The sequence below is a fragment of the Vagococcus sp. WN89Y genome (assembly GCF_052220145.1).
Taxonomy (GTDB): Bacteria; Pseudomonadota; Gammaproteobacteria; order Enterobacterales; family Enterobacteriaceae; genus Kosakonia.
The window spans coordinates 465830-489881 of the sequence record NZ_JBQPOM010000028.1 but is presented as its reverse complement, the minus strand read 5'-3'; the positions used below and the strand labels follow the sequence as shown (position 1 = coordinate 489881).

The 24052-nt window shown below is 54.7% G+C and carries 22 protein-coding genes; 8 read left to right on the top strand and 14 right to left on the bottom strand.

Annotated features, from left to right (window positions below; genetic code table 11):
- Positions 1-41 precede the first annotated feature (41 nt).
- Positions 42-410, bottom strand: coding sequence for a translesion error-prone DNA polymerase V autoproteolytic subunit (umuD, locus tag ACTU3N_RS10825; RefSeq protein ID WP_443086133.1), 369 nt, complete (start codon positions 408-410; stop codon positions 42-44).
- Between the two features lie 309 nt (positions 411-719).
- Here umuD and ACTU3N_RS10820 point away from each other — a divergent pair, with 309 nt between their 5' ends.
- From ACTU3N_RS10820 to ACTU3N_RS10805, 4 genes are all read left to right on the top strand, one after another.
- Positions 720-1787 carry an AI-2E family transporter gene (locus ACTU3N_RS10820; RefSeq protein ID WP_443086132.1) on the top strand — a complete coding sequence of 356 codons (1068 nt, stop codon included), beginning with the start codon at positions 720-722 and terminating at the stop codon, positions 1785-1787.
- Between the two features lie 371 nt (positions 1788-2158).
- Positions 2159-2515 (top strand): multidrug/spermidine efflux SMR transporter subunit MdtJ, encoded by a 357-nt coding sequence (gene mdtJ / locus ACTU3N_RS10815; protein WP_443086131.1) that lies wholly within the window; start codon positions 2159-2161, stop codon positions 2513-2515.
- Entirely contained in the window at positions 2502-2831 is a 330-nt protein-coding gene (gene mdtI / locus ACTU3N_RS10810) for a multidrug/spermidine efflux SMR transporter subunit MdtI (RefSeq protein ID WP_443086130.1), read from the top strand. The genes mdtJ and mdtI overlap by 14 nt, the downstream gene beginning before the upstream one ends.
- 75 nt (positions 2832-2906) lie before the next feature.
- Complete coding sequence (locus ACTU3N_RS10805) at positions 2907-5060, top strand: bifunctional diguanylate cyclase/phosphodiesterase (RefSeq protein ID WP_443086129.1); 2154 nt, start codon at positions 2907-2909, stop codon at positions 5058-5060.
- 1 nt (position 5061) lies between these two features.
- Here the strand turns inward: ACTU3N_RS10805 and ACTU3N_RS10800 are convergent, their stop codons facing one another.
- From ACTU3N_RS10800 to ACTU3N_RS10790, 3 genes are all read right to left on the bottom strand, one after another.
- Positions 5062-5865 carry a trypsin-like serine peptidase gene (locus ACTU3N_RS10800; protein WP_443086128.1) on the bottom strand — a complete coding sequence of 268 codons (804 nt, stop codon included), beginning with the start codon at positions 5863-5865 and terminating at the stop codon, positions 5062-5064.
- A gap of 271 nt (positions 5866-6136) precedes the next feature.
- The gene (asr, locus tag ACTU3N_RS10795; protein ID WP_443086127.1) at positions 6137-6505 is read right to left on the bottom strand and encodes an acid resistance repetitive basic protein Asr; all 369 of its coding nucleotides are present in this window, start codon (positions 6503-6505) and stop codon (positions 6137-6139) included.
- 152 nt (positions 6506-6657) lie between these two features.
- Positions 6658-8145: a carboxypeptidase M32 gene (locus ACTU3N_RS10790; protein WP_443086126.1), complete on the bottom strand. Its 1488-nt coding sequence runs from the start codon at positions 8143-8145 to the stop codon at positions 6658-6660.
- A gap of 276 nt (positions 8146-8421) precedes the next feature.
- Here ACTU3N_RS10790 and ACTU3N_RS10785 point away from each other — a divergent pair, with 276 nt between their 5' ends.
- Positions 8422-8592 carry a KPN_01571 family protein gene (locus ACTU3N_RS10785; RefSeq protein WP_443086125.1) on the top strand — a complete coding sequence of 57 codons (171 nt, stop codon included), beginning with the start codon at positions 8422-8424 and terminating at the stop codon, positions 8590-8592.
- A 52-nt stretch (positions 8593-8644) separates the two neighbouring features.
- Here ACTU3N_RS10785 and ACTU3N_RS10780 read toward each other — a convergent pair whose 3' ends face one another.
- Both ACTU3N_RS10780 and ACTU3N_RS10775 read right to left on the bottom strand, forming a co-directional pair.
- Positions 8645-11086: a thioester reductase domain-containing protein gene (locus ACTU3N_RS10780; RefSeq protein WP_443086124.1), complete on the bottom strand. Its 2442-nt coding sequence runs from the start codon at positions 11084-11086 to the stop codon at positions 8645-8647.
- A gap of 194 nt (positions 11087-11280) precedes the next feature.
- Complete coding sequence (locus ACTU3N_RS10775) at positions 11281-12531, bottom strand: MFS transporter (RefSeq protein WP_443086123.1); 1251 nt, start codon at positions 12529-12531, stop codon at positions 11281-11283.
- Between the two features lie 118 nt (positions 12532-12649).
- Between ACTU3N_RS10775 and ACTU3N_RS10770 the strand changes: the two genes are divergently transcribed.
- From ACTU3N_RS10770 to bioD, 3 genes are all read left to right on the top strand, one after another.
- Positions 12650-13546, top strand: a complete 897-nt coding sequence (locus ACTU3N_RS10770) for a LysR family transcriptional regulator (RefSeq protein ID WP_443086122.1) — start codon at positions 12650-12652, stop codon at positions 13544-13546.
- A gap of 129 nt (positions 13547-13675) precedes the next feature.
- The gene (gene mlc, locus ACTU3N_RS10765; protein WP_443086121.1) at positions 13676-14896 is read left to right on the top strand and encodes a sugar metabolism global transcriptional regulator Mlc; all 1221 of its coding nucleotides are present in this window, start codon (positions 13676-13678) and stop codon (positions 14894-14896) included.
- A 124-nt stretch (positions 14897-15020) separates the two neighbouring features.
- Positions 15021-15716, top strand: coding sequence for a dethiobiotin synthase (gene bioD / locus ACTU3N_RS10760; protein ID WP_443086120.1), 696 nt, complete (start codon positions 15021-15023; stop codon positions 15714-15716).
- A gap of 29 nt (positions 15717-15745) precedes the next feature.
- Here bioD and osmV read toward each other — a convergent pair whose 3' ends face one another.
- The 8 genes from osmV to ynfE form a co-directional block, all read right to left on the bottom strand.
- Positions 15746-16894: an osmoprotectant ABC transporter ATP-binding protein OsmV gene (osmV, locus tag ACTU3N_RS10755; RefSeq protein ID WP_443086119.1), complete on the bottom strand. Its 1149-nt coding sequence runs from the start codon at positions 16892-16894 to the stop codon at positions 15746-15748.
- On the bottom strand, positions 16894-17541 hold the full coding sequence (gene osmW / locus ACTU3N_RS10750; protein WP_443086118.1) for an osmoprotectant ABC transporter permease OsmW: 648 nt from the start codon (positions 17539-17541) through the stop codon (positions 16894-16896). Before osmW ends, osmV begins: the two co-directional genes overlap by 1 nt.
- A gap of 9 nt (positions 17542-17550) precedes the next feature.
- On the bottom strand, positions 17551-18453 hold the full coding sequence (locus ACTU3N_RS10745) for a glycine betaine ABC transporter substrate-binding protein (protein ID WP_443086117.1): 903 nt from the start codon (positions 18451-18453) through the stop codon (positions 17551-17553).
- A gap of 21 nt (positions 18454-18474) precedes the next feature.
- A complete protein-coding gene (osmY, locus tag ACTU3N_RS10740) occupies positions 18475-19185 on the bottom strand; it encodes an osmoprotectant ABC transporter permease OsmY (RefSeq protein ID WP_443086116.1) in 711 nt (236 codons plus the stop codon).
- Positions 19186-19463: 278 nt separating this feature from the next.
- Positions 19464-20066, bottom strand: a complete 603-nt coding sequence (gene dmsD / locus ACTU3N_RS10735; protein ID WP_443086115.1) for a Tat proofreading chaperone DmsD — start codon at positions 20064-20066, stop codon at positions 19464-19466.
- A gap of 43 nt (positions 20067-20109) precedes the next feature.
- Positions 20110-20967: a DmsC/YnfH family molybdoenzyme membrane anchor subunit gene (locus tag ACTU3N_RS10730; RefSeq protein WP_443086114.1), complete on the bottom strand. Its 858-nt coding sequence runs from the start codon at positions 20965-20967 to the stop codon at positions 20110-20112.
- 1 nt (position 20968) lies between these two features.
- Positions 20969-21586 carry a DMSO/selenate family reductase complex B subunit gene (locus ACTU3N_RS10725; protein WP_443086113.1) on the bottom strand — a complete coding sequence of 206 codons (618 nt, stop codon included), beginning with the start codon at positions 21584-21586 and terminating at the stop codon, positions 20969-20971.
- 10 nt (positions 21587-21596) lie between these two features.
- Complete coding sequence (gene ynfE / locus ACTU3N_RS10720; RefSeq protein ID WP_443086112.1) at positions 21597-24035, bottom strand: selenate/tellurate reductase subunit YnfE; 2439 nt, start codon at positions 24033-24035, stop codon at positions 21597-21599.
- Between the last annotated feature and the right edge of the window lie 17 nt (positions 24036-24052).

Sequence of the window (24052 nt, the reverse complement as noted above, 5' to 3'; positions counted from 1 at the left end):
AGAGTTTGCACCAGCTCCCGCGCCGGAAAACGCAGTCACAATCATCGCGTGCGGCGCGGCATGGTGATAACAGTGGTGACGACACCGACGATATGGATGCCTTCTTCTTCATCAATATTAACCACAGGATGTGCCGGGTTATCCGCCACAAGCCTGGGGCGGGGCGACAGGCGCAGGCGCTTGACGGTAAAGCCGCTTAACAGCCGCGCAACGACGATATCGCCATCATTGGCTTGCAGGCTGGTATCCACCAGCAACAGCGATCCTGGCAGGATCGCCGCATCGCGCATCGCATCACTCGTGGCCCGCATCACATACGTGGCCGATGGATGGGCGATAAGGTGTTTTACCAGGTCAATCGCATCTTCGCTGTAATCTGCTGCCGGGCTGGGGAACGCGCTGGTGGTCATAATGGTTATGAATAATTTGTTATACTGTATTTATATACAGTATAGCTTAACCCCTTTCATGTTCAAGCATCCTTGCTTAAAAAATGCAGCAACAAGCGGCAACACACAGAGCCTTTATAAAACGCTTTCCCTCTGTTGATTAATCCTTGCAGAGAAATATCTGATGTTATTAGTCAGTGCAGGCAACTAACTGGAATAATTATAAATAAAATACAGTAAGTTAATTCTGCTCCGGAATATAGTTAATGTTTTTACAATCAATGGCTAAATCACTACACTGTACGATTATTTCACCACGGGACGGCTCGCATGACGACGCTTAGAACCAATAATTTTTTCTTTATCGTGCTGTTGTTACTGGTCAGTGCGGCGTTTTTTACGCTTATCCAGCCGTACTATTCTGCCATTATCTGGGCGGTGATCCTGACGCTCATTTTTTATCCGTTACGTATACGATTATCCGCAATTTTGCGTGGGCGTCATGGCCTGGCTTCGCTTATCACGGTGGTGTTGATATGCGTGATTGTGTTTATTCCTATGATGATGGTGCTCTCTTCGCTGGCATTTGAAATAAACAGTCTGTATCAACGTTTGCAAAATAACGCGACCAATTTGCCGCAATTGTTGAGCGATGGTATTGCACATCTTCCTGAGTGGGCAAAAGCCTGGCTACGTGATAATGATTTCGATTCAGTTACGTCTATACGTGAAAAACTTTCCGGCGTTGCGTTAAGCGTTGGCCGCTATCTGGCGGGGAGCGCGGTGATTATTGGCAAAGGCACGGTCGGCATTACTATCGGCTTTTGTTTGATGGTCTATCTGCTGTTCTTTTTATTAAAAGATGGTGCCGTGCTGGTGCGTAAAATTTTCGAGGCGGTGCCGCTGTCTGTGAAAATCAAGCGTCGCCTGTTTCTGAAATTTGCCGGTGTTGCGCGCGCGACGGTGAAAGGCACGCTGGTGGTCGCGATTGTGCAAGGGGCGCTCGGCGGTATCGGGTTCTGGTTTGCTGGCTTTAACGGTATCGTGCTGTGGGCTTCGCTGATGGCGGTACTGTCGCTTATCCCGGCGGTCGGTACAGCGATTGTCTGGGTTCCGGCAGTGATTTTTCTTTATGCCTCCGGCGAGCTGATGACCGCTATTTTGCTGACCGTTTACTTTGTGGTGGTGGTCGGGCTGGCTGACAATATTCTGCGCCCGCTGCTGGTGGGTAAAGATACGCGGATGCCGGACTATTTGATCCTGTTAACAACGATTGGCGGTCTGGAATTTTTCGGTATTAACGGTTTTGTGTTAGGGCCAATGATTGCAGCGCTCTTTATATCGTCCTGGAATTTACTGGCAGAGGCCCGGATCAGTTCAGATAATGCTCAACGGTAAAAAGATTAAAGGCCGCCGCAAATAAATGGCGGCCCGCTATTACGGCGTAAAGAATTGAAAATTCTTTGAGTTCATTCGGTGCCTGTGCTAAAAATGAAATACGTTTAGCTACCATGAGCAGTTTTAATCCGCCACGATGAGAAGCAATGCGCGGATAATAATTGTAAGAATATGGACATTTCGTTCGACACCTTCATCTCAGTTTTAAATCTGCACGTCTCTTGCTGCCCGCCGACAGACGATCGGTACTGGCGCTCCGCACTTTAGTTTTCTCCGGCTTTGTAACATCTGCGCTATGCGCGGTGCTCATTATTTTTCGGTTTACGCCATGGTAAGCCGTAACGCGTGCTATTTTTAAGCTGGAGAAACAAATGTTTTATTGGTTATTGTTAGCATTAGCGATTGTTGCTGAAATTACCGGTACGTTATCCATGAAATGGGCAAGTACCAGCGATAATCACTCAGGTTATATTTTTATGCTGGTGATGATTGCCCTTTCTTATATTTTGCTGGCATTTGCCGTTAAAAAAATAGCGCTCGGCGTAGCCTATGCATTATGGGAAGGTGTCGGTATTTTGCTGATTACGTTATTTAGTGTGGTGTTATTTGATGAGCCGCTCTCCTTAATGAAAGGAGCGGGGCTGGCAGCGCTGGTAACCGGGGTTTTGCTGATTAAGTCGGGAACCTGTAAAGCGCCTGGCCAGGAGCATCATCATGTCTCAGTTTGAGTGGATGCATGGTGCATGGCTGGCGTTAGCCATTGTGCTGGAAATCCTTGCCAATATCTTTTTGAAATATTCCGACGGCTTTCGCCGCAAGCGCTATGGTTGCGGGTCGTTACTGGCGGTGCTGGCGGCATTCAGCGCGCTCTCGCAGGCGGTAAAAGGGATCGATCTGGCCGTGGCGTATGCGCTCTGGGGCGGTTTTGGCATTGTCGCCACGCTTGCCGCGGGCTGGATCCTTTTCAATCAGCGCCTGAATGTGAAAGGCTGGGCAGGGCTGCTGCTATTACTGCTGGGAATGATGTTGCTCAAGTTCGCCTGATCCGGCGCAGCGAAATTTGCTGGCTGTATTACGCTTAGGAATAATCACCCAGTCAATTTCGGGACAAACAGTAACATGTTAAATCCATTTAGCTGGAGAAACATCCCGACGGCACGAACATTGTTCGTTATGATCTTTCTGGCAGGCAGCGGCCTGATTATTTCTATTATTGCACTGCTTTATCTTTCGCTGCATTTAATCAGCACCCGTGCCAATGAAATAGACGCCCAGCGCAGCGCATTATCTGTGCAGGGCGCTATCCAGACATCGGTTAACCGTATCTGGTCATTAGTCATTGATAATTCAGTGTGGGACGATGCGGTCGACAAACTTTATCGCCCGCAGATTGATCGTGAGTGGCTTTATTCTACCTGGGGCGCAGATTATAAAGTTAACAATCTTTATGACGGGACGTTTATTCTCGACGAACATTTTACCGTGCTGTGGGGATCATTTCGTAGCGAGAACTTTACCGAGCGCAACCTGGGCTTTTTTGGCGAGGGGCTGGCCGCGCTTATCCGTAATAATGCCGGGAGCCTGCCTTCCGGAAAAAATATTTACGCAGGCATGACCCGTACGCGTGAAGGCGTGGCCGTTGTCGGTATTGGATTGATTCGCCCGATGCTTGACCGCCTGCCGGTGCACGATGGTATGCGCCGCTATCTGGTTATCACCCGTCATCTTAGCCCGCAGCTAATTCGTGAACTTGGGGACATGTTTCAGATTAAGAATTTGCACTTTTCCGCGAAAAAAATCAGCCAGTCCAGCGTGCCCTTGTACGATTCCGCCGGGGAGTTGCTCGGTTATCTGAACTGGACGCCGCAGCTGCCGGGAGCCGAGGCGGCACGTGCGGCATCGGGAAATATACGCCAGATAGCCTTGCTCGCTGCGGGATTAATTCTGCTGTTTATCACGCTAAGCAGCGCCGGGTTATATAAGCTGGCAAAAGGGGAAAAGAGCGCGCGCCGGATAGCCTTTACCGACTGGTTGAGCCGTTTACCTAATCGCCGCGCGCTCATTGAACATCTGAATACAATGAGCGCGACAGGCAGCAAAGATGTGATAAGCGTGGTGTTTATCGATCTCGATGGCTTTAAAGATGTCAATGATATTTATGGCCATGATGTTGGCGACCGCCTGATTTCCAGTATCGCGCAAACCCTGCGCGAAATGGTGCCGCGTGACGGCATGCTGGCGCGCATGGGGGGCGATGAATTTGCGCTCACGCTCGGCGGGCCGTGGTCGCAGGAACAGGCGACGGACTTTGCCGGGAAAGTGCTGCAATACCTCAGCGCTCCGCTGCGTATCGGTAAACATACGATTCATATCGGCGCCAGCATTGGGATTGCCAGCGGGACGCTGCAAGCGTGCTCCAGCTCAGAGCTGTTTCGCCGGGCGGACATTGCAATGTATCACTCAAAAACCAACGGTAAAGCCCGCATCACCCACTATGATGCAGAGCTTAACCGCGTGCGCGAAAGAGAGCTGCGTATTGAGAGCGATATCCGTGACGGCCTGGAGCGCCAGGAGTTTGATGTGTGGTATCAACCGATTGTTGATGCGCGCACACAGTCGATGTCCGGCGTCGAGGCGCTGGTTCGCTGGCCCCGGCGCGCCGCCGGAGAATTAAAGCCGGATGAATTTATCCCGATTGCGGAAACCAGCGGTCTTATTTATGCGCTGGGGCAGTTTGTGCTGCGCCGCGCCTGTGATGATTTACAGGCATTGAGCGATCTGAAGTTATCGGTGAATATCTCCCCGGCGCAATTTCGCGATCCGGAGTTTGAAAATAAAGTGGCTGAAGTGCTGGAAACCAGTCGCTTTCCGGCGTTTCGCTTGCAGCTTGAAGTGACGGAAACTTACGTGCTGGAAAACCCGGAACGCGCCCGCTCGGCAATTGCTAATTTAAAAGCGCTCGGTACGGCGGTCGCACTGGATGATTTTGGTACCGGTTATTCGAGCATTGGCTATCTGCGGCGCTTTAATTTTGACACCATTAAAATCGATAAATCCCTTGCGGGCCTGGTGGATGATAACGCCCAGGCTGCGGCGCTGGTGAGCGGTACGATTCGTATTGCCAGCGCGCTGGGCATGCTGGTGGTGGCGGAAGGGGTGGAGAACGAAATACAGATGCGCCAGCTTCGCCTCGCCGGGTGCGACCAGCTACAGGGCTATTATTTTAGTGAGCCGAAGCCGCTGCATGAAATATTGAAGCGGCGGCAGTTTTAACTCACTCCACTTCTGCGGCCAGTGCTTCCAGCTTGTCGCGAAAACCGGTCACCGCAATGGCACGGTTATCGGCACGCCAGCGATCTTTTGCGGCGGGCGCAGAACTCTGCACGGCGATGAGCTGCCACCCATCCGGGGTGTGAAGCATCAATGGCGAGCCGCTGTCGCCAGGAAGGGTGTCGCACTGGTGCGACAGCACGCTGTTTTGCGCCCAGCCGGTGACGATGCACGCTTCGTGGCGATAGAGCGTTTGCAGGTGATCCAGCGGGTAACCGGCCTGGGTCACTTTGCGGTCGGCTGTTTTCAACGCGGCAGTCAGCGCCGCTTTGTCCCCGGTAAAAATGGGCAGGGGCGTTATCCCGGAGGGCGAGTAGCGCAGCACAATCAGACCGAAATCCCACGGTGCGGCGGCAGGGGGCACAATCCAGCCATCACCGTCAGGTTTGAGGCGACGCCCAAGCGACGGTTCGACCCGCCCTTCAATACCATGAATTTCATAGCGCCAGATGCCTTTTTGCGAGACAAACCGCAGCGCGATGGCTTTATCGATTTTGCCCTCTGGCGGAGTTAACAAACAGTGCCCGGCGGTGAGCGCCAGGTGCGGGGAGATCAGGGTTGCCGTGCACAAATTGCCGCTGGCCGTTTCCAGCTGGCCGATAGCATCCCAGGGTGCCTGTGTCGGGTTCGTTACCGGCGTGCGATCGTCGCTACCGAAAAACAACGTTTTCACCTCGGCGGATTCATCAGCATGACCCGGTGCGGAAAACATCAGTAGCGATCCCAACAATACAACAGTTTTTCGCATATCACACTCTGGCGGGGTAATTATGGTTATTAAAAGTAAGCCCAGGTTAATAAATATAGACGGGACGAAAGGAAAGGGGGAGTAAAATCAGCGTGCTACATTAGTAAAAGTAAAAACCCAGGGCGATAATAGCGCAAATAATCAGCACCATCAGGATAGCCTCAAAACGATAACGTCGCATCACAGCGCCTCCGGATAAAAAAGGCGCTTCCCCCGCAGGTTCAGCGCCGAGTGTCGACGGCATCATTTCACGCCGCAGGCCAGCTAAAACTTAAGCTGCCGGTTGCGCAGCCGGTTTGCTTGCCGTGTGTTTGGCGTGTTTCACCTGTTTTTTGGCCGCCTGGGCTTTCTGTTCAACAGCCGGTTTGGCGGCTTTGTGGTGTTTTTTCGCTTTCGCCGCCTGGGCTTTTTGCTCAGGTGCTGCTTTAGCGGCTTTGTGGTGTTTTTTCACTTTCGCGGCCTGAGCTTTCTGCTCAACTGCTTTTTTATGATGCTTATGCACTTTCTTCGCCGGTGCGGCTTGCGTGGTGGCTGTCGGTGCTGCAGACGGAGCCTGAGTCGACGTGGCCGCATCAGCAGCAAATGCAGCAGAAGACAGTCCCATAGCAGCGGCAACCACCAGAGCTAATACTTTTTTCATTGCAGGATCCTCGAATTGGTTTTCATGTAACCCCACTGCGGGGCCGTTGAAAACACTATATCCGGGGCAAAGACGCGCTTCCGTGAGTGATTGGTGTCGGCGTGTAACACAATGTACAAAACCGCCGGGCAGCGCAGCCCGGCGGCAGGGGATTACAAATAGCGGCGGGTCAGATGCTGGCGGAAGTAGTCCGCATTCAACGCTTCGCCGGTAGCGTTGGTAATCAGCTGTTCAGTGGTAAACCGGCTGCCATGCTGCCAGATATTTTGCCGCAACCACTCGAACAACGCACTGAAATCCCCTGCGGCGATGGCGGTGTCCAGACCGGGCAGCGCGTTACGCGCCGCGTTGAATAACTGTGCGGCATACATCGCGCCCAGCGTATAAGACGGGAAGTAGCCGAAACCACCATCGGTCCAGTGAATATCCTGCATACAGCCATCACGGTAGTTGCCTTCGGTAGAAAGCCCCAGCCACGCCTGCATTTTTTCATTCCACAGCGTGGGAATATCCTCGACTTCAATCTCGCCATCAATCAGCGCGCGTTCGATTTCATAGCGCAGGATAACGTGCGCCGGGTAGCTGACTTCGTCGGCATCGACGCGAATAAAGCCTGGTTTAACACGCTGATTCCACGCAATAAAATTACTTTCTTCAAAAGCGGGCTGCATACCAAAGCGTGCGATAATCGCCGGTTGCAGGCGGCGCAGAAATGCCTCGCTACGCCCCAGCTGCATCTCAAAAAACAGACTTTGCGATTCATGAATCGCTGTCGAGCGCGCCTGCGCAATCGGCTGGCCTGGCCAGGTGCGCGGCAGGTTCTGCTCATAGCGCGCATGACCGGTTTCATGCACCACGCCGAACAGGGCGCTCAGCAGTTCGTTCTCGTCGTAACGGGTGGTTATTCGCACATCCTCGGGCACGCCGCCGCAAAACGGGTGCGCGCTGACATCCAGGCGCCCGCCGTTAAAATCAAAGCCCAGCGCCTGCATCGTCTCAAGCCCCAGCTCGCGCTGAAGTGCGATAGGGAACGGGCCTTGTGGCGGGAGAAGGGGGTGCTGCGCCTGCTTTTCCACCGCCTGTCTGAGCAAGTCCGGCAGCCAGGTTTTGATATCGCCGAACAACACATCAAGCCGGGCGCTGGTCATATCCGGTTCGTATTTATCAAGCAAGGCATCATACGGCGAACAGCCTTTGGCTTCGGCGCGCAGCCTGGCCTCCTGGCGGCTGAGTGCGACGACCTCTTTCAGGTTGGCGCTAAAGCCTGCCCAGTCATTATTTGGCCGCTGGGTGCGCCACGCATGCTCGCATTTGCTCCCGGCAAGCGACATCGACTCGACCAGCGACGAGGGGAGCAATGAGGCTTCCTGATAATGGCGCGTCATCTCGCGCAGGTTGGCCCGCTCGATATCGTTAAGATCTTCCTGCTGCGCAGCTTTCAGCCACTGACCGACCTGTTTGTCGGTCAGGATCTGGTGGTGCAACACGCTCAGTTCAGCCAGCGCTTCGCCGCGCGCCGCGCTACCGCCGGGCGGCATCATGGCGAACATGTCCCAGCTGGCGATAGCCGAGAGATGGGAAAAGCGCGACAGGCGCAGGAAGGTACGGGCAAGTTGCTGATAGTTTGCGTTGGAGGTCATTATTGTTCTCGTCTGTTTGCCATTTGTCTTATTTAAACAGATTTCACGCCTGTCGTGGTGAGCATTGCGCGCACTGTTAACCGGGCATCAGGCGACGGCTAAGAAATAAATTACTAATATCTTTTAAAACAAACATATATCTTTCACAAATGCAAAGTCTTAAAAAACAGGCCAAACCTGCGGCGGGTTTCTCTCTCTCTGGCTGCAAAGCGTGATCTCTGCGACACCTTGCTGATTTATTTATCTTTTCAGTAAGTAAATACGCTAAAAGTTGCTATGCTGCTTAAGTGTGATTTAAGCCATGCTTTATTAAATCGGTCCGTTTCCATCACGAAAACTTTACAAGCATCGATTATGAATCCGTTTATCTGGGTCATTTTTGCGCTGTTGGTGATGGATGCAGCGCGTGAATTTATAGGGGCTGCGTCCATTGGTGCCATGTTTTAAGGCTCGCTAGCGGGCAAAACAGGCCCCGCATTATGCGGGGCACCTTCCCTTGTTACGGCGTTACCTGTGCCTGATGACCAATGGTGTTGCATAAATATCTGGCCAGCAGGTCGCGGCTAAATACCGGTTCGTGAATATCGCTGCCTTGCAGGAAGTGCTTCACATTATTGCAATCACCGAGAAATCCCCCCTGATACAACTGCACCGCAGACAACCCTTCCGCCAGCTGATCTTTAAACCAGCCAAGCAGCGGGTAGAGCGGAGCGCTGGTGTTGCGATCCCATTGCGCTAACCATTCGCGAAACGGTAGCGGCAAAAAGTGAAAGCCGAAATAGTGCTCCAGCAACTGAAAGAAGGCGCTGAGCGTCAGGTTGTTTTGCCCCTCATGCACAAGATTAAATTTATGGCCCACAGCCTGCGGGTTGCGGCTGATATGGCTGATAGCATGGGTCACATAATCGACAGTAGTCAGCCCTTCGCGCAGATCTTGCAACTGCGGCGTGCTGCCCGTATCAATGCAGGTTTTCACCAGCCCCGCCCACCACTGATCCCAGGCGCTGGCACCGGTCTGGCTGTGGCAGATGGCATAACCCAGCCGGAACGTCATCAGCGGCAGTCCCTGCGCGGCCGCTAAATCCGCCATTTTTTCCATCACCCATTTACTGCGCACATAGCCGCTATCGCTGATGACCGCTGGCAGGTTGTCATCAATATTGTCCTCTTCTCGCATGACACGCTTGCCGGTATGCAGGTAATCCCAGCTATACACCGACAGCGATGACAGCAAAATGAGGGGTTTTGTCCGCACATTCGCTGCAAAACGTAGCAATTCGCGCAGCCCCAGCACATTATCGCGCTTCATCGCGGAGTAGGGCTGCGCCAGGTTGACGGCGCCGGCGCAGTGATAAAGGATATCGATATGGCCACTGATACGCTGCCAGACATCCCAGGGCAGGCCGAAACAGGGTTCGGCAAGATCGCCCGCCAGCACATGAATGCGGGCGAGAGACTCATCGCTGAGTGAAATAAAATTTTGTGCAAGCTGGTCATGGAGCTTTTTCCTGCCATGCACGGCATTTTGGCTGCGCACCAGGCAATAAATATGTGCCTGGGTGCTGTGCAATAAATCGGCTAATAAATGCGATCCGACAAATCCCGTCGCGCCAGTGAGAAAAATAGCGTGCGGCGCTCTGATTTGATACTCATCGAACCACGGTTTAATTGCGATATCGCGCGCCAGATAAATATCGTCTTTCAGCGTGCGTAATAACCGGCTGTCGGCAACCGGTGGGTGAGGGGCTAACATCAGTTGAGTATTAATATGCCCCAGATATTGCACCCGGCCATCCGCTAACCAGCGTGCGCGCTCGCCGCTGCGATAAAGCCTTTTTCCCTTCGCGCAGGCTGGCATAATAAATTTTTCATTGGTCAGTCCGTTATTATTTAAATAACCAATAGCCAGCCCCGGCCCGGCAATAAATATTTCGCCGGGCGTATCATCCGACACCGGTTGTAATTGATCGTTAAGAATATAAATTTCAGCACCGGCGATCGGTAAACCGATACTTTCCAGCGGATTTTTGCTGGCGCAAACGAGCGGATTACAGGTGGTAAAATGTGTTGTTTCCGGCGGGCCATAATAATTAATCAACTGAAAATTGACGTGCTTAAGATTCACCGGTTTCCATCTCGCCCCCACGGTAAACATATAACGTAGCGCCAGGTTAACGGGCTGCGGCAGGCTGACCATTTGCGCGACGAGCGCACCGGGAACAAAGGCATGGGTGATAGCGTGATCGGCCAAAAAATGGTGCAGGGCGCTGGCTTGTAAACAGACGGTGTTATTTTGCGGCAACACAAGCGTTGCGCCGCAGACCAGCGGCGACCAGACTTCGCTCTGGGCGACATCCACATCGGGCGGGTTGCAGAGCGCGCCACGGCTCAGATTATCCAGATCGAAATGCTGGTTATGCCAGTTAATCATATGGTGCAAAGCGGCATGAGAAATCATCACCCCATGCGCTGAACCGGTGCGGTCAGAGCTAAAAATAACGTAAGCAACGTGGTGAGCGCCGGGCAAGTTATACGTCACGGATACCGTGGGGCTGGCTGTCGGCTGGTCAACCAGCACCACGCGCTGGCCGGGTGAAACAGCGCGCATGGCCCCCTCTTTATGGCAGCAGACAATCGCCGGAGAACCGCTTTGCCCGATAATGTACGCCAGGCGTTTTGGCGAGGAGTGACTATCCAGCGGAATATACCCGGCGCCGCTTTTGCTTATTCCCAGCAAGCCGATAATAAATTCTGGCGTCAGTTGCGCCAGTAACGGCACATTATGCCCGGGACCAATACCGGCTTGCTGTAATTGCCAGCACAACCGATCGCTGAGTCTGTCTAATTGATGGTAAGTTATCTGCCGGTTGCCATATATTATGGCTGTATTATCAGGGTGATTAATTGCCTGATGAATAAACTGATGCAAAACGCTACACATTACCTTCTCCTTATAGTGCGATTCCTTGTTGTGTTTGCTTTGATGCGCGTTAAGTATAGTGAAGGAAATAATAAACGAGCGGCGGAATAAAAGAGGGAGAAAGATATATATATTCTCAGTGAATCATTTTCGTGAATATATATTAATTGTGAATGTAGCCCCGCCTGAACGGGGCCATGGATTACGCGTCGTCTTTATTGTAGGCGGGTATGAAGGCGGCCACCGACCACCAGCGCCAGCAGCAGCAGCAGGGCAATAAACCCGCCGACGCCGTTCCAGCCGTAGCTGTGCCAGAAGACGCCGCCGAGTGTACCGGCCACGCTGGAACCCAGATAATAACTGAACAGGTACAAAGAAGAGGCCTGGCCTTTCGCCCGACGGGCGCGTGGGCCAATCCAGCTACTGGCCACCGAGTGAGCGGCAAAAAATCCAGCGGTAAACAGCAGCATGCCAATAAATATCAGCCACAGCGCGCTAAACAGAGTCAGCAGCAGGCCCAGCAGCATAATGGCGGTGGAGGCAACCATTACCGGGCCACGGCCATATTTACTGGTCATTACGCCAGCTTTCGGCGAACTCCAGGTGCCGGTTAAATAGGCCACCGACAGCAAACCGACGACGGCCTGGCTTAACAGCCACGGGGATTGCATCAGGCGATAACCAATATAGTTAAACAGCGTGACGAAAGATCCCATCAGCAGAAAGCCTTCCAGAAACAGCATCGGCAGGCCTTTATCGCGCCAGTGCAGGCGAAAATTGATAAATAACGTTTTAGGGCGTAGCGAGGAAGGGCGGAAGTGGCGCGACTCTGGCAGAATTTTCCAGAACATCAGTGCCGAGGCGAGGGAAAAACAGCCAATCGCCCCCAGCGCAATACGCCAGTTAAAAAAGTCGGTAAAGACGCCGCTGATTAACCGCCCGCTCATCCCGCCAATCGAGTTACCGCTGATATAAAGCCCCATCGAGAAGGCGACAAAACTGGGGTGGATCTCCTCGCTCAGGTACGTCATACCGACCGCCGCCACGCCGCTGAGCGCCAGACCAATCAGCGCGCGCATCACCAGGATGCCGTGCCAGCTGGTCATCATCGTGGACAGCAGAGTACAACAGGAGGCGAGCAACAGAGCGGCGACCATCACTTTTTTGCGCCCGATAGCATCTGACAGCGGGCCGGTGAACAGCAGGCCCAGTGCCAGCATCGCCGTAGAAATGGAGAGCGAAATACTGCTACTGGCGGGCGAGACGCCGAACTCATGCGACAGCACCGGCAGGATCGGTTGCACGCAGTAAAGCAAAGCAAAGGTCGCCAGCCCGGCGGAGAAGAGCGCTAAGGTCACGCGCATAAACTGGGGGGTACCACGTTTAATATATTGTCCCGGCAATACAGCAGGTTTCTCGTTGACGACGCTTGCCAGTTCTGCATCAACGGTAGTTGTACGACTCACTCGTTATCCTTTCATTAAAGACCCGTGATTCTGGTGACGGGCTTACCACTCAGTCAGGGTATGAAAAGTGAAATATTCTGTCTAATATATTAATAATCTCAAATGATATGTGATAAATATGAATATCGAATTGCGTCATCTGCGCTACTTTATCGCGGTCGCAGAAGAGCTGCATTTTGGCCATGCAGCGGCGCGGCTGAATATCTCCCAGCCACCGCTCAGCCAGCAGATCCAGATACTTGAACAACAGGTAGGCGCGCGTTTGCTGGCGCGCACCAACCGCAGCGTATCGCTGACACCGGCAGGCAAGCAGTTTTTGGCCGACAGTCGCCAGATACTGAGCCAGGTGAACGATGCCGCCGCTCGCGCTGCCCGTTTGCATCAGGGCGAAACGGGTGAGCTGCGCATTGGCTTTACTTCGTCTGCACCGTTTATCAAAGCCGTCTCGGATACGCTCTCTTCGTTTCGCCAGCGCTACCCGGATGTCCATATCCTGACGCAGGAAACCAACACGCGTGAGCAGATTGCGCCGCTTAATGAAGGCACGCTGGATCTCGGATTGATGCGCAACACCCAGCTCCCCGATACGCTGGCCTGGCAGCGGATTTTACGCGAGCCGCTGCTGGCGCTGATCCATCGCGATCATCCGTTGGCGGCGCAGGCGGCGCTCTCGCTGGCAGAACTGGCGAGCGAACCGTTTGTATTTTTTGATCCCCATGTGGGCACCGGGCTGTATGACGACATCCTGGGGCTGATGCGCCGTTACCAGCTCGCACCGGTGATAGCCCAGGAAGTGGGTGAGGCGATGACCATAATCGGCCTGGTCGCCGCCGGTATGGGGGTCTCAATTTTGCCGGCCTCGTTTCATCGCGTGCAGCTTAATGAAATGCGCTGGGTTCCCATTCGTGAAGCGGATGCGGTGTCGGAAATGTGGCTGGTGTGGTCAAAACATCATGAACAGAGCGCGGCAGCGGCGCGCTTTCGCCAGCAGCTTCTGAGCAGCGCAGCTGAGTGAATTTTATCCATAAGTCATTGCAAAATGTGCGGTAAATCACAAGCCTGGGTAAATATTTGACGGCGACCGGCGAAGTGCTTCACCATAGCCGCACGATTATTTCGAAGCGCGAAAATAAGGGAGTCAGGGGTGGTTGCTGATAGTCAGCCTGGGCATATTGATCAAATAAAGCAGACCAACGCAGGAGCGGTTTATCGCCTGATTGATCAGCTTGGCCCGGTTTCGCGTATCGACCTCTCCCGACTGGCGCAACTTGCCCCGGCCAGTATCACCAAAATTGTGCGTGAAATGCTCGAAGCGCACCTGGTGCAGGAAACCGAAATTCAGGAGCCGGGCAGCCGGGGTCGCCCGGCGGTCGGGCTGAAGGTGGAGACCGAAGCCTGGCATTATCTCTCGCTGCGCCTGAGCCGGGGCGAGCTTTTTATTTCTCTGCGCGATCTGAGCAGCACGCTGGTGGTGGAGGAGTGCCTGCCGTTAGCGCTTATCGACGAGCAGCCGTTGCTGACGCGCATCATTAACCATATCGACAGCTTTTTTACCCGCCACCAGGCGAAACTGGAACGGCTGACCTCCATTGCTATCACGCTGCCGGGCATTGTTGATACCGAGCATGGTATCGTTCATCGCATGCCGTTTTATGAAGACGTGAAGGATATGCCGCTGGGAGAAGTGCTGGAGAGCCACACCGGCGTGCCGGTTTTTTTACAGCACGATATCAGCGCCTGGACCATGGCCGAAGCGCTGTTTGGCGCGTCACGCGGCGCGCGCGACGTTATCCAGGTGGTGATCGATCATTATGTCGGGGCCGGGGTGATCACCGACGGGCGCTTGCTGCATGCGGGCAGCAGCAGCCTGGTGGAGATTGGTCACACCCAGGTCGATCCTTATGGCAAGCGTTGCTACTGCGGCAATCATGGTTGCCTGGAGACCATTGCCAGTATCGACAGCGTGCTGGAGCTGGCGCAGCTGCGCATGAGCCAGTCGATGAGCTCGATGCTGCACCAGCAACCGTTGAGCGTCGAATGGCTGTGTCAGGCGGCACGCCAGGGCGATTTGCTGGCAAAAGATATCATCAGCGGTGTAGGGGCCAATATTGGCCGCATTCTCGCGATTATGGTGAATTTGTTTAATCCGCAGAAAATCCTGATTGGCTCGCCGCTGAGTGCGGCGTCAGAGGTGCTGTTCCCGGCCATTCTTCAGTGCATTCGCCAGCAGGCGCTGCCCGCGTACAGCCAGCATATCAGCGTGGAAAGCACGCAATTTCCCAATCAGGGCACGATGGCCGGAGCCGCGCTGGTTAAAGAGGCGATGTATAACGGATCGCTGCTGATTCGTTTGTTGCAGGGTTAACATTTTTACACAGTTACCGCAAATATTGCGCTACCTCAAGCCGGAGCACCGGCACTTCTTTTAGACTTTCCCGACTGAATTATTTTCCAGGCTTATATTTTCGTAGAATAACGGTGGGATCGTGATGCTAAAGCGTTTCTTTGTTACGGGTACAGACACTTCTGTTGGCAAGACAGTAGCGTCCCGCGCGCTGCTCCAGGCGCTGGCCGCCAGCGGCAAAACGGTCGCGGGTTACAAGCCTGTGGCTAAAGGCTGTAAAGTGACGCCGGAAGGGTTACGCAATAAAGATGCGTTGGTACTGCAAAGTGTTTCCTCCCTTTCTCTGCCTTATCAGGCGATAAATCCGGTCGCTTTCAGTGAAGAAGAGAGCAGCGTCGCGCACAGCTGCGCCATTAATTACTCCCTGTTGTCAAACGGGCTGGCGAACCTTTGTCAGAGCGTTGACCATGTGGTGGTCGAAGGGACGGGCGGCTGGCGCAGTTTGATGAACGATTTGCGCCCGCTCTCGGAGTGGGTCGTGCAGGAGCAAATGGCGGTCGTGATGGTGGTGGGGATTCAGGAAGGCTGCATTAATCATGCGCTGCTCACCGCGCAGGCCATCGCCAGCGACGGGTTACCGCTGATTGGCTGGGTGGCAAACCGTATCAATCCGGGGCTGGCGCACTATGCTGAAATCATCAATGTGCTGAGCAAAAAGCTGCCCGCACCGCTGGTGGGCGAGCTGCCTTATCTGCCGCGCCCGGAACAGCGCGATCTGGCGAAATATATTAATTTGCAGATGGTGACCGGTATGCTGGTGGCCGAGCGCGTCACCGCATAAAAAAATCCCCTCCGTGGGAGGGGATAGCCTTAGTTATCGCTATGAATGTTCAGTACCCGGCGCGTTCTGCCGGAGCTTAAGTATTCAGCAATGTAATCCTGGGAAATCTCGCCGTTGTAACGCCCCTCTTCATCAACGATAGGCATCCAGCTGGTATTGCTTTCATAAAGCCTTGAGAGCACCACGCGCAGATTATCTTCGGCTTTGCCGGTAATGCGAAACGGGTGCAGCAGCCCGGCGCAGTCGCCTTGTGCATTGCGCGCTTCCCGGCGCTTCACAAAACCGAGCGGCTTGCCGCTACCATCCACCACGGTGATGGCGCGGATATCGTTATCATCCATCATCATAAAGGCTTCGGCGGCGGCGGTGGACTCCCGCACGGTATGGGTCGGTTGCTGATCGGTCACGTCACCTGCAGAAACCAGCAGCAGGCGTTTGAGCGTGCGGTCCTGGCCGACAAAACTGCCGACAAACTCGTTGGCAGGTTTCGCCAGTAGCTCGTCCGGGCTTGCGCATTGCACGATCCGCCCCTGGCGGAACACCGCGATACGATCGCCAAGTTTCAGCGCTTCATCAATATCGTGGCTGACCAGCATCACGGTCTTTTTCAGTTTCCGCTGCATCTCTAAAAACTGATTTTGAATAACCTCACGGTTGATCGGATCGACAGCGCCAAAAGGTTCATCCATCAGCAACACCGGCGGATCGGCGGCCAGCGCGCGAATCACGCCGATACGCTGCTGTTGCCCACCGGAAAGCTCGCGCGGGTAGCGCTGGAGGAACTTTTTCGCATCCATCGCCACCATCTCCATCAGCTCTGCCGCGCGGTTTTTACAGCGTGCTTTATCCCAGCCCAGCATACGCGGCACCACGGTGATGTTCTCTTCGATGGTCATGTTCGGAAACAGACCAATCTGCTGGATAACGTAGCCAATATTGCGCCGCAGGGTCACCGTATCCATCCCGCTGGTATCTTCACCATTAATAAAAATCGAACCGCTGCTCGGCGTGATAAGCCGGTTGATCATCTTAAGTGTGGTGGTTTTCCCGCAGCCGGACGGGCCAAGCAGCACGCACATTTCGCCTTCCGGCACGTTAAGATTGACATTATCGACGGCCTTCATCGTCTGGCCGCTTTTCTGGGTAAATTGTTTGGTCAGATTTTCCAGTTTTATCATTATCGGATCCCCTTCGGCGTCAGCACAATTTGTAGGCGGTTGAGTAACCAGTCGAGCACAATAGCCAGCAGACAAATCAGCAGCGCGCCGGCAATTAACATACGGATATCGCTACCGCCGATACCGTTAAGTAGCAGTAACCCCAGGCCACCGGCACCAATCACGGCGGCAATTGCCATCACGCCAATATTCATCACTACGGCGGTACGAATGCCGCCAAAAATCACCGGCAGCGCCATGGGGATTTCCACCCAGCGCAGGCGCTGCCAGAAGGTCATGCCAATCCCGCGACCGGCTTCGCGAAGCCCCGGCGGCAGACTATCCAGCGCGGTGTGCGTGTTGCGGACAATCGGCAGCAGCGAATAGAGAAACACCGCGGTGATTGCTGGCAGGGCACCGATGCCCTGACCAATCATGGAAAACAGCGGGATCATCAGGCCAAACAGCGCGATGGACGGAATGGTCAGTACCAGCGTTGCCAGCCCCAGCACCGGGGTTGCCAGCCACTTGTGGCGGACAATTAAAATCCCCAGCGGCACGCCAATCACTATCGCCAGGCCTACCGCCAGCAAAACCAGCCACAGGTGCTGAAAGGTCAGGCTCGCCAGATAGCCGGTGTTTTCCATCATGTAATGCAACGTGTCCATAGGCTCTCCTTACAACAACCCTTTTTCGCGCAGAAAATCGTTGGCGACTTTCTGCGGCGACTGGTGATCGATATCGACTTTGGCATTCAGCGTGGAAATAACATCATTGCTGAGCAGCCCGGAGAGGGTGTTGAGCGCGTCAGCCAGCCCCGGGTTCGCCTGCAAAATTTCCTCGCGCACCACCGGCGTCGCCTGATAGCCCGGGAAGAAACCTTTGTCATCTTCCAGCACTTTTAAATCGAACCCTTTCACGCGCCCGTCGGTGGTGTAGACAAGCCCGGCATCGACAAAGCCATCACGCAATGCGTTATAGACAAGACCCGGGTCCATCTGGCGGATTTGCGCGCGATCAAGCTGCAGGTTGTAGGCTTTTTGCAGCGGTTTCATGCCATCGCTGCGCCCGGAAAATTCCAGATCCAGACCCAGTAGCCAGTTGTTTTTCGCATCGGTCTGGCGGATGTGTTCAATTTTCGCCACCATCTCAGAGACAGTGTTGATATTCTCCGCTTCCGCCCGCTTGCGCTGCATCGCAAAGGCGTAAGTGTTGTTCATGGCTGCAGGTTGCAGCCAGACCAGACCATGCTTAGCATCAAGGCGTTTTACCGTTTCGTAAGACTCCTTTTCCGACATGCGTTTGTCGATGTGGTTATAGATAATCAGCGAGGTCCCGGTGTACTCCCAGGTCATATCTATCTGTTTATTGACCATCGCGTTGCGGGAGATAACGGCAGCGATATTGGTGCGCGGTTCGACCTGAAACCCTTTCTTTTGCAAATACTGCACGGTCATGGCCGACAAAATATGCTGCTCGGTGAACCCTTTGGTGGCCAGAATCAATGGTCTGGCGTGGGCGCTGGCACAAAACAGGGCGGCAAAAGCCAGCGCGCCGAGCCAGCGGGATAAATGTTTCATATGGTTTCCTTATTATTGTTATCAGCTTGCGTGTGGGCTAAGCAGGCGGCCAAGCGCGGCCAGCAGGCTATCAAGGATCAAGGCGAATAACGCGGTCGCAGCAGCGCCCAGGATTAGCGTCGGGAAGTCATTGAGATAGATACCGGGAAAAATCATCTCGCCGTAGCTGCTGGCACCGATAAGAAACGCCAGCGGCGCAGTACCCACATTGATGGCGGTCGCTATCCGTACCCCGGACAGGATAACCGGCATGGCATTGGGCAGTTCGACCTGGCAAAGCCGCTGCCATTTGGTCATGCCGATACCGTTGGCGGCTTCCAGCATCGCCGGGGGAACTGAGCACAGCCCGGCGTAGGTGTTGCGCACAATCGGCAACAACGAGGCGAGGAACAGAGCGATAATTGCCGGCGTGTCGCCGATGCCAATCACCACCATCGCCAGTGCCAGCACCGCCAGCGGCGGCAGCGTATTGCCGACGTTAAAGATTTGCATGATATGTTCGGCGAATCCGCGCGCTGCGGGACGGCTTAACAACACGCCGCTCGGTATACCGACCAGTAAGGCAAAAAACATCGAACTAAAGACCAGAAACATATGCTGCTGGCCCAGATAGACCAAATCAACTTTGCGCTCTTTGAGCGTTTCCGGCCCAACTCCCCAGACAATAAGCGCCAGAACAGCCGCGATCCCGATAATAAACAGCAGGACGCGTGTTAGCGTAGATTTATGCATTGCAGTGTGTCTCCCTGTTTGCATGTGTTATGGCAACCAATGTTGCGTGTTGTTATGCCATGTTCGGCAGGGTGCACTGTTCTATAGCAAGCGGGCGGGAAGGATACCAGTTTAGACGGGCGCTTTTGCGTGAGGTTTTTTGCCCGCAGGCAGAGGTTAGCCCTTATGGTGTAACGGCTGTATACCGATACTGCAGAATTATCTTAAAAAGGCAGGGATGAGGTGACGTTGTCACAGAAACGTAGGGTTAATCCCGGCAATGGTTACCGGGAAAATGCTCAGCGAAACAGAGGCTTTTGCGCGACGGGCATCAGAAGTTGCGATTGCCACTCGCTAAGCGTGAGCTGTGCCAGTTGCCCCAGAGAGCGCCAGAAGGGGTGCTGCGCATTCCCGGTAAATACCTCAAGAAAACGCGCGGACCACGGTAGCAGGTGCCAGGCCAGCAGGGCGTCGCGGGCAGCCAGGTTACCCTGTTCCGTAAGCCAGGCGACCATCAGCAACAGCGCGCCGAAGTGGTCTTCCGGCTCATTCTGTCGGGTGTCGAAAACAATGTTGTGTTCGCGCATCCACTGACGCAGCGCCAGGGTGGACTCGCCAAACAGCACGCTCTCTTTATCAAGCCACACGGAACCCCACGGCGGAGCCGGTAGCGCCCAGGGGCCGATAAACAGGCGCTGCCAGGCCTCTTCCAGCGATTCGTCACTGTCGGCGCAAAACCCTGCACGCAGCGGTGCCAGCGCTGGCCCGCCGGGCTGCCAGTCGTCGGCCCAGCAATTGTTGCGAAATGCCGCCACCAGCGACGCAGCTTGCGGGCTATCCGGTGGGTAGTAAAACAGCGCGCCCAGCACACGGGCGGTGACTAAAAAGGTTGCATCAGACATGTTTACTCCAGAAACACGCGGGTTGCCCCGCGTGGTAAATATTTTATCCTGCCACCGCCATGCCGACGGTCATATGCAGCCCGTAAAACAGACCCCGGCCAATCACTTCGCCTGCGCCCACCAGCACGAAACCGGCCAGAAGCGCTAGCGCATGCGGCTGCTTGCGCAGAACAAGCGGGCAAATCCAGCAGCCCAGGCCGAGCACAATAAGCAGCAAACGCAGCGCCTGCAGCAGGCCGTAATCCGCCACCAGCGCGCTTGCCTGCTGCACCGAACTGTGGATATCCCCCAGAGCGGCGCTTTGCAGGATAATCAGCGCGATGCAGATAAGCAGCGCAATGATGCTTATCGTCGCAAAACGCGTAGCGTTAAACGCGCAACCCGCCAGGCGTAGCAGCAGGGCGGCCAGTACCGGCCCGCCAAGCAGCATGGTGAGGAAAAAGCCCCAGGTGGTGTAGGCGTTGTGCCAGGTCGGGACGGTGTCTATCTGATAAACACGCGTCATCGCCAGCACAAACAGCACCCCGAGCACCATGCTGATAGCCAGCCAGACCTTGCTCAGCGTCGCAGGCATTTTGTTCAGCACCGTGAGTAACCACCAGAAGCCGCCGACGGCGAAAAAGAGCGAACCGGCAGCAATCTCATTACTGAGCGCCGACGCGCCGACGCGGTTCAGGGAGTTAAACGCGCGCAGCGGCGAGCCGAGGTGCATCATGGACGCAATAAACCCTACGCCCATTAATACCCAGAGGAAGAACATACTGCGCGCAATGCGCATTTGCCCGGCTTTGTCATCCTTCGCTGCCATCCAGGCAAAGCCGGTGACAAGTAAACCGCCCGCCACGCACTGGCCCAGCACGGTAAAAAGCACCAGCGGCCATTCATGCCATCCGTTTCCCATCTCACACCTCCTGCGGGTTTGCCAGATAGCCGGTGGTATCACCCGTCGGGCGGCTGTTGGCGTTAGGTTTGATAACAATATTCGGTTGGGTAAAGTGCGAGGCAGGGAGAGGCGCGACCTGAGCCAGCGAACCGTGCTGTTTGCGCAGCTCTTCTATTGGGCCAAAATCCAGCGCCCGCAGCGGGCAGGATTCCACGCAAATCGGTTTTTTGCCGTCCGCTACCCGGTCGTGGCAGCCGTCGCATTTTGTCATATGACCTTTCGCTGCATTGTATTGCGGCGCGCCGTACGGGCAGGCCATATGGCAATAGCGACAGCCAATACACACCTCCTCGTTAACCACCACAAAGCCGTCTTCGCGTTTATGCATGGCACCGCTTGGGCACACTTTTGTGCAGGCCGGATCTTCGCAGTGGTTGCAGGATATCGACAGATAGTAGGCAAAAACATTTTGCCGCCAGACGCCGTTATCCTCCTGCCAGTCACCGCCCGCATATTCATAAATGCGGCGGAAGCTGACCTCCGGGGTTAAATCTTTATAATCTTTGCAGGCCAGTTCGCAGGTTTTGCACCCGGTGCAGCGAGCCGAATCGATAAAAAAGCCGTATTGGGTTGTCATCGGCTACTCCTTAAACCTTTTGAATGTCGACCAGATTGGTGTGTTGCGGATTGCCTTTCGCCAGCGGCGATGGTCGGTGGGTGGTCAGGGTATTGACACAGCCGCCGTGATCGACGCGATCTCCGTCCATATTCGCCTGGTGCCACGCACCCTGGCCCATTGCACTGACGCCTGGCATAATGCGCGGCGTCACTTTTGCCGGGAGCCGCACTTCGCCGCGATCATTAAAGACACGCACCATATCGCCGTTAGCAATGCCGCGCCGTTGCGCATCGACCGGGTTGAGCCACACTTCCTGGCGGCAGGCTTGCTTGAGCACATCGATGTTGCCATAGCTTGAGTGGGTGCGGGCTTTATAGTGGAAGCCAAAAAGTTGCAGCGGGTAGGTACGGCGCGCCGGATCGTCCCAGCCTTCGGGCGTAGACGCATAAACTGGCAAGGGGCTGATAACGTCATGCTCGGCAAGTTCCCAGCTCGCGGCAATTTTCGCCAGCCTGTCGGAGTAGATTTCAATTTTGCCTGACGGCGTTTTCAACGGATGCGCTTGCGGGTCTTCGCGGAATTTTTTATAGGCGACAAAATGGCCGTTCGGATCTTTACGCTTATAGATCCCCATCGCTTTCAGCTCTTCATAAGCGGGCAGCGCAGGATCTTTTGCCACCATTTTGGCGTACAGATATTTCAGCCACTCCTCCTGCGTGCGCCCTTCGGTGAACTGTTGGTAGATATCCGGCCCCAGGCGGCGGGCTATTTCGCTCATTACCCAGTAAATCGGTTTGCGCTCGAATTTCGCCTTCGTCACCGGTTGCAGGAATATCAGGTAGCCCATATTCCCGGCATAATCATTCGGGATGATATCTTCCTGCTCAACGGTCATCAGATCCGGCAGCAAAATATCCGCATACATGGCGGACGAGGTCATAAAGTTTTCAATCACCACGATCATTTCGCACTGTTTATCATCCTGCAAAACATCGTGCGTACGGTTAATATCGCCGTGCTGATTGACGAGGGTGTTACCGGCGTAGTTCCAGATAAACTTAATCGGTACGTCCAGCTTCTCTTTACCCCGCACACCGTCGCGCGTGGCCGTCATCTCTGGCCCGCGCGCAATTGCGTCAGTCCAGGTAAAACAGGAGATCGCCGTTTTTACCGGGTTTTCAGGAACGGGCATCCGCTCAATGGTGATAGTGTAAGTGGATTCCCGCGCGCCGCTGTTGCCGCCGTTGATGCCGACGTTGCCGGTAAGGATGGGCAACATGGCGATGGCGCGGGAGGTCAGCTCGCCGTTGGCCTGGCGCTGCGGCCCCCAGCCCTGGCAGATATAAGCAGGTTTGGTGCTGCCGATTTCGCGCGCCAGCTTGATGATTTTATCGGCAGGAATACCGGTGATTTGCGACGCCCACTGCGGCGTTTTGGCAATACCGTCATCGCCGTCGCCGAGAATATACGCTTTGTAATGGCCGTTGCGCGGCGCGTCGGCGGGCAGGGTGGTCTCGTCGTAGCCAACGCAATAGTTATCAAGGAAGGGTTGATCGACCAGATTTTCAGTGATCAGCACCCACGCCAGACCTGCCACCAGGGCGGCATCTGTACCGGGGCGAATCGGTAACCACTCGTCCTCGCGCCCGGCGGCGGTGTCCGTATAGCGCGGATCAATCACCACCATGCGCGCATTAGAGCGCTCCCGCGCCTGCTCAAGATAATAAGTGATCCCGCCGCCGCTCATCCGGGTTTCGGCAGGGTTGTTGCCAAACATCACCACCAGTTTACTGTTTTCAATATCTGAGGTGCTGTTGCCTTCGTTAGAACCATAGGTGTAAGGCATTGCACAGGCGATTTGCGCGGTGCTGTAGGTGCCATACTGACCCAGGAACCCGCCATAGAAATTCATCAGGCGGGCAATCAGTGAGGCGGAGGGTGAGGAACGGGTGATATTGCCGCCAACAATCCCGGAGGAGTAGTTGATGTAGACCGCTTCGTTTCCGTATTTTGCTACCACATCTTTCAGGCTGTTGGCGATGGTGTCCAGCGCTTCTTCCCAGCTAATGCGGGCAAATTTGCCTTCGCCACGTTTGCCCACGCGCTTCATTGGGTAATTCAGACGATCCGGGTGGTTGATACGGCGGCGAATGGAGCGCCCGCGCAAACAGGCGCGCACCTGATGGTCTCCGTACCGGTCGTTGCCGGTATTATCGGTTTCCACCCAGTAGACTTCCTCATCACGCACGTGCAAACGCAGGGCACAGCGGCTGCCGCAGTTAACCGAACAGGCGCCCCATACCACTTTATCTGCCGTGGGTTGCATCGCCTGCTGGACAGCCGCGGCAGCGCTACGCATACCGAATGGCAAGGAAAATTGGTTTGCCATCAGCGCCAGCGACCCGAGCGCGGTGGTTTTTACCAGCGTTCGTCGGCTGATGCCGCCGCTGTTTTCGGTCTCAGACATAGCTCACTCCATTATTA

Coding starts and splice junctions, on each gene's coding strand:
- umuD (WP_443086133.1), bottom strand. CDS start 410: ATGACCACCAGCGCGTTCCCCAGCCCGGCAGCAGATTACAGCGAAGAT.
- ACTU3N_RS10820 (WP_443086132.1), top strand. CDS start 720: ATGACGACGCTTAGAACCAATAATTTTTTCTTTATCGTGCTGTTGTTA.
- mdtJ (WP_443086131.1), top strand. CDS start 2,159: ATGTTTTATTGGTTATTGTTAGCATTAGCGATTGTTGCTGAAATTACC.
- mdtI (WP_443086130.1), top strand. CDS start 2,502: ATGTCTCAGTTTGAGTGGATGCATGGTGCATGGCTGGCGTTAGCCATT.
- ACTU3N_RS10805 (WP_443086129.1), top strand. CDS start 2,907: ATGTTAAATCCATTTAGCTGGAGAAACATCCCGACGGCACGAACATTG.
- ACTU3N_RS10800 (WP_443086128.1), bottom strand. CDS start 5,865: ATGCGAAAAACTGTTGTATTGTTGGGATCGCTACTGATGTTTTCCGCA.
- asr (WP_443086127.1), bottom strand. CDS start 6,505: ATGAAAAAAGTATTAGCTCTGGTGGTTGCCGCTGCTATGGGACTGTCT.
- ACTU3N_RS10790 (WP_443086126.1), bottom strand. CDS start 8,145: ATGACCTCCAACGCAAACTATCAGCAACTTGCCCGTACCTTCCTGCGC.
- ACTU3N_RS10785 (WP_443086125.1), top strand. CDS start 8,422: ATGCTGCTTAAGTGTGATTTAAGCCATGCTTTATTAAATCGGTCCGTT.
- ACTU3N_RS10780 (WP_443086124.1), bottom strand. CDS start 11,086: ATGTGTAGCGTTTTGCATCAGTTTATTCATCAGGCAATTAATCACCCT.
- ACTU3N_RS10770 (WP_443086122.1), top strand. CDS start 12,650: ATGAATATCGAATTGCGTCATCTGCGCTACTTTATCGCGGTCGCAGAA.
- bioD (WP_443086120.1), top strand. CDS start 15,021: ATGCTAAAGCGTTTCTTTGTTACGGGTACAGACACTTCTGTTGGCAAG.
- osmV (WP_443086119.1), bottom strand. CDS start 16,894: ATGATAAAACTGGAAAATCTGACCAAACAATTTACCCAGAAAAGCGGC.
- osmW (WP_443086118.1), bottom strand. CDS start 17,541: ATGGACACGTTGCATTACATGATGGAAAACACCGGCTATCTGGCGAGC.
- ACTU3N_RS10745 (WP_443086117.1), bottom strand. CDS start 18,453: ATGAAACATTTATCCCGCTGGCTCGGCGCGCTGGCTTTTGCCGCCCTG.
- osmY (WP_443086116.1), bottom strand. CDS start 19,185: ATGCATAAATCTACGCTAACACGCGTCCTGCTGTTTATTATCGGGATC.
- dmsD (WP_443086115.1), bottom strand. CDS start 20,066: ATGTCTGATGCAACCTTTTTAGTCACCGCCCGTGTGCTGGGCGCGCTG.
- ACTU3N_RS10730 (WP_443086114.1), bottom strand. CDS start 20,967: ATGGGAAACGGATGGCATGAATGGCCGCTGGTGCTTTTTACCGTGCTG.
- ACTU3N_RS10725 (WP_443086113.1), bottom strand. CDS start 21,586: ATGACAACCCAATACGGCTTTTTTATCGATTCGGCTCGCTGCACCGGG.
- ynfE (WP_443086112.1), bottom strand. CDS start 24,035: ATGTCTGAGACCGAAAACAGCGGCGGCATCAGCCGACGAACGCTGGTA.